This is a genomic window from Psychrobacter sp. UBA5136, assembly GCF_002414005.1.
Taxonomy (GTDB): Bacteria; Pseudomonadota; Gammaproteobacteria; order Pseudomonadales; family Moraxellaceae; genus Psychrobacter.
Window position 1 is genome coordinate 1 of the sequence record NZ_DHYG01000029.1, and the last position, 3,505, is coordinate 3,505.

Consider the following 3,505-nt stretch of genomic DNA (forward strand, 5'->3'; position numbering starts at 1 on the left):
CTTCTGCGCTAAAAGGTTAAATATCGAACTCAAGCGCTCTATCACCATTAACGTCTTGAATGCGGGTTGGCAGGCCAATTTTATTGAGCAAGTTAATAAAAGGCTTGGCATCAAGCTCTTCAACGTTAACCATTTTGCCCGCGTCCCACTCGCCAGTGGCAACTAGCATCGCCGCAGCAACGGGCGGTACGCCTGCGGTATAAGAGATGCCTTGGCTACCAACTTCATTATAAGCTTCTTTATGGTCGGAAATATTGTAAATAAATACCTCGCTATCGACGCCATCAATCTTACCTTTGACTTTATCGCCAATGCAGGTTTTGCCGGTATAGTTTGGCGCAAGCGAACTTGGATCTGGTAGCACCGCTTTGACCACTTTTAACGGAACCACTTCTTGTCCTTCAGCGGTTATTACTGGCTGCTCGGACAACAATCCTAAGTTTTGGAGCACGGTAAAGACGTTAATATAATGCTCACCAAAGCCCATCCAAAAGCGAATGTTTGGCACGTCTAAATTGGCTGATAAAGAATGAACCTCATCGTGACCACTTAAATAGCTGTTTTGCACACCGACAACAGGCAAATCATCGGTACGCTTGACTTCAAACATCTTATTCGACTGCCACTTGCTGTCCTGCCACGAATAAACCGTACCAGTGAATTCACGGAAATTAATCTCAGGATCAAAGTTAGTGGCAAAATACTTACCATGGCTGCCCGCATTGATATCGATAATGTCGATATCGGTTACCGAGCCTGCATCCATCATGTCATAACCAAGGCGCGCGTAGGCATTGACCACGCCAGGATCAAATCCTGCGCCTAAAATCGCCGTGATATTATTGTCGGCACAGCGCTCGCGGCGTTGCCATTCGTAGTTGCCATACCATGGCGGCGTCTCGCAAATCTTGCGCGGGTCTTCATGAATCGCCGTATCAATGTACGCCGCGCCCGTCTCGATACAAGCTTCTAACACGGTCATATTCACAAATGCCGAGCCGACATTGATGACGATTTGCACGCCCGTCTCTTCAATCAGTTGAATCAGCGCTTGGGTATCCATCGCATCGACTTGATGCGTATGCAATACCGCGGGCAGCTTAAAGCTACTCTTGTCTTTGACGCTTTGGGCGATGGCATCGCATTTATCTTGCGTGCGTGAAGCGATATGAATCTCGCCAAGGACGTCATTATGCATCGCACACTTATGCGCGACCACTTGCGCCACACCGCCTGCACCGATGATGAGCACGTCTTTTTTGCTAGGTTTGGTTTGATTTGTGTTCAATGAACAATCCTCCTTTGTGTCCCTGTCGATACCATCGATCGTGGCGAGTCAAAACAGAAACGAGTGAATGATATGCGTGAATTAAAAAGGAAGACCGAGGAAAACCCACGCACCCGTCGGGCAAAACTGGCTGTTTTTGCCCGCGGCAATTATAACAATTTTTTTCTACTTTTCGGCAATAATTAATGGATAAAATAAACGCTAATTTCGCATCCTAGCATTCATCGCACAAGCCTTACGAGCAAAATTAAGACAAGCTGGCTTTATAGTCTTGATAGTCAAACTCACGCTGCACCTCAATCGTCCCATCTAAACGGCGGATGACGATTGCTGGCATATTGACCCCGTTAAACCAATTTTTCTTTACCATGGTATAACCTGCGGCATTGCCAAACGCAATGGTATCGCCTATCTGTAAATTGCTAGGTAAATCGTACTCACCAAAGATATCCCCTGCCAAACAAGAGCGTCCATAAATGAGGGTGTTATCTGCCATGTCAGCTGCGCTAGCCGTATCGATAGGTAAAATATTTATCTCTTCTTCGTTAATCGCCGCAATGGGTGCAGATTCACGATAAATAAGCAAATCAAGCATGTGCGCTTCGATAGAGGCATCAACGACGACAAGGTTTTTTTCATTGTGCATGGTATCTAAGACGGTCGTGACCAATGAGCCAGCGCCATGGATACTTGCTTCACCCGGCTCAAGGTAGATTTGTACGCCATATTTCTCGCTAAAGCCTTTTAAACGGCTAGCAAGTTTTTCTAATGGATAATCAGGCGCGATAAAATGAATGCCGCCGCCCAAACTGACCCAGTCAAGCTGCGCTAACACCTCGCCAAACCTGTCTTCGATATCCGCTAAGCTTGCGCTAAACGCCTCAAAGCTGTCGTTTTCGCAATTGTTATGTATCATAACGCCAGTAATGTCAGCAAGTACTGCTTTAATTTTATCTTTATCATGTTCACCCAAGCGGCTAAAGGGACGCGCAGGGTCAGCGATGATAAAAGACGAATTACTGGTTTTTGGGTTTAAGCGCAGCCCGACCGGAATATTTTTTGCCGCGGCTTGTTCTTTAAAGGCGTTTAATTGTGAGATTGAGTTAAAGATAATCTTATCAGCATAGCTTAATACCTCATCAATCTCATCGGTGCTATAAGCAACGCTATAAGCATGGGTTTCTTTTTTATCTTCGTGGTTTGCCTCCATGTTATGACCAAAAGTTTCATAGCCCAAGCGCACTTCGTTGAGTGAAGATGATGTCGTGCCATGCAAATATGGCTGCATGACATCAAACACGCCCCAAGTCGCAAAACATTTAAGCGCGAGCAGTGCTTTAGCGCCTGATAATTCGCATAGCCGCGCGATAATCTGCATGTTAGCGATAATAGCGGCTTCATCAAGCAGATAGTATGGCGTTGATGGTAGAGATGGCTGGCTGGTTTGTAACGGCGTACTTGTATTCATAATAGGTTACCTAATAGCGGCGGTCGGCGTCATGACAGACCTAAATATTTGCGCTATAGTAGACTAAATCCATCATAATTAGAATATCTTATGTCACTCTCAACCGACTATTCCACGGCTAAAAATCCAACCAACTTCGTTCAAAGAGATCCGCAAAACATCAATTTGAAGCATCTTCCCGCCGATGCGCGTGCGGTTTTGGATTTTTGGTTCGACAAAGACAATGAGCAATATTGGTTTGAAAGAAATGATGCCTTTGATAAGCAGATAAAGGATAAATTTGGTGAGATTTGGCAGGCGGCAAAACGAGGAGAATGCGTGACGTGGCGTATTGCAGATGCGCCAGCGGATAGCAACAGCTCAATCACGGCGCTGGCGGGCCGCTTGGCAGAAATTATCGTGTTAGATCAGTTTTCGCGTAATTTATGCCGCGAGCAAGCGTGCGCCTTTGCCCAAGACGGGATGGCGCTAGCATTGGCCCAAGAAGCCATTGGGCAACCACATTTTAATACGCTACCGATGGAGTGGCGCCGCTTTATTATTATGCCGTTTATGCATTCTGAATCCTTGATGATTCATGAGCGCTATCTGCCCTTGTTTGAGCAATTAAATGATGCCACTACTTTAGACTTTGAGCTCCGTCATAAAGAAATTATTGATAAATTTGGTCGTTTTCCGCATCGTAATGATGCTCTAGATCGCGAAACGTCTGATGAAGAGGAAGCCTTTTTAACCTTTTAGCGCAGAAG

3 protein-coding genes are annotated in these 3,505 nt (G+C 45.7%); 1 reads left to right on the forward strand and 2 read right to left on the reverse strand.

Annotated elements, in window-relative coordinates; genetic code table 11:
• Positions 1 to 16 precede the first annotated feature (16 nt).
• Positions 17 to 1,288 carry a saccharopine dehydrogenase family protein gene (locus B4240_RS03525; RefSeq protein WP_296236858.1) on the reverse strand — a complete coding sequence of 424 codons (1,272 nt, stop codon included), beginning with the start codon at positions 1,286 to 1,288 and terminating at the stop codon, positions 17 to 19.
• 247 nt (positions 1,289 to 1,535) lie between these two features.
• Positions 1,536 to 2,756, reverse strand: coding sequence for a carboxynorspermidine decarboxylase (locus B4240_RS03530; protein ID WP_296236859.1), 1,221 nt, complete (start codon positions 2,754 to 2,756; stop codon positions 1,536 to 1,538).
• A 90-nt stretch (positions 2,757 to 2,846) separates the two neighbouring features.
• Here B4240_RS03530 and B4240_RS03535 point away from each other — a divergent pair, with 90 nt between their 5' ends.
• A complete protein-coding gene (locus B4240_RS03535) occupies positions 2,847 to 3,497 on the forward strand; it encodes a DUF924 family protein (RefSeq protein ID WP_296236860.1) in 651 nt (216 codons plus the stop codon).
• Positions 3,498 to 3,505: the final 8 nt, after the last annotated feature.

Excerpts from the sequence above, each read along its gene's own strand:
- B4240_RS03535 (WP_296236860.1), top strand. The coding sequence starts at position 2,847 with ATGTCACTCTCAACCGACTATTCCACGGCTAAAAATCCAACCAACTTC.
- B4240_RS03530 (WP_296236859.1), bottom strand. The coding sequence starts at position 2,756 with ATGAATACAAGTACGCCGTTACAAACCAGCCAGCCATCTCTACCATCA.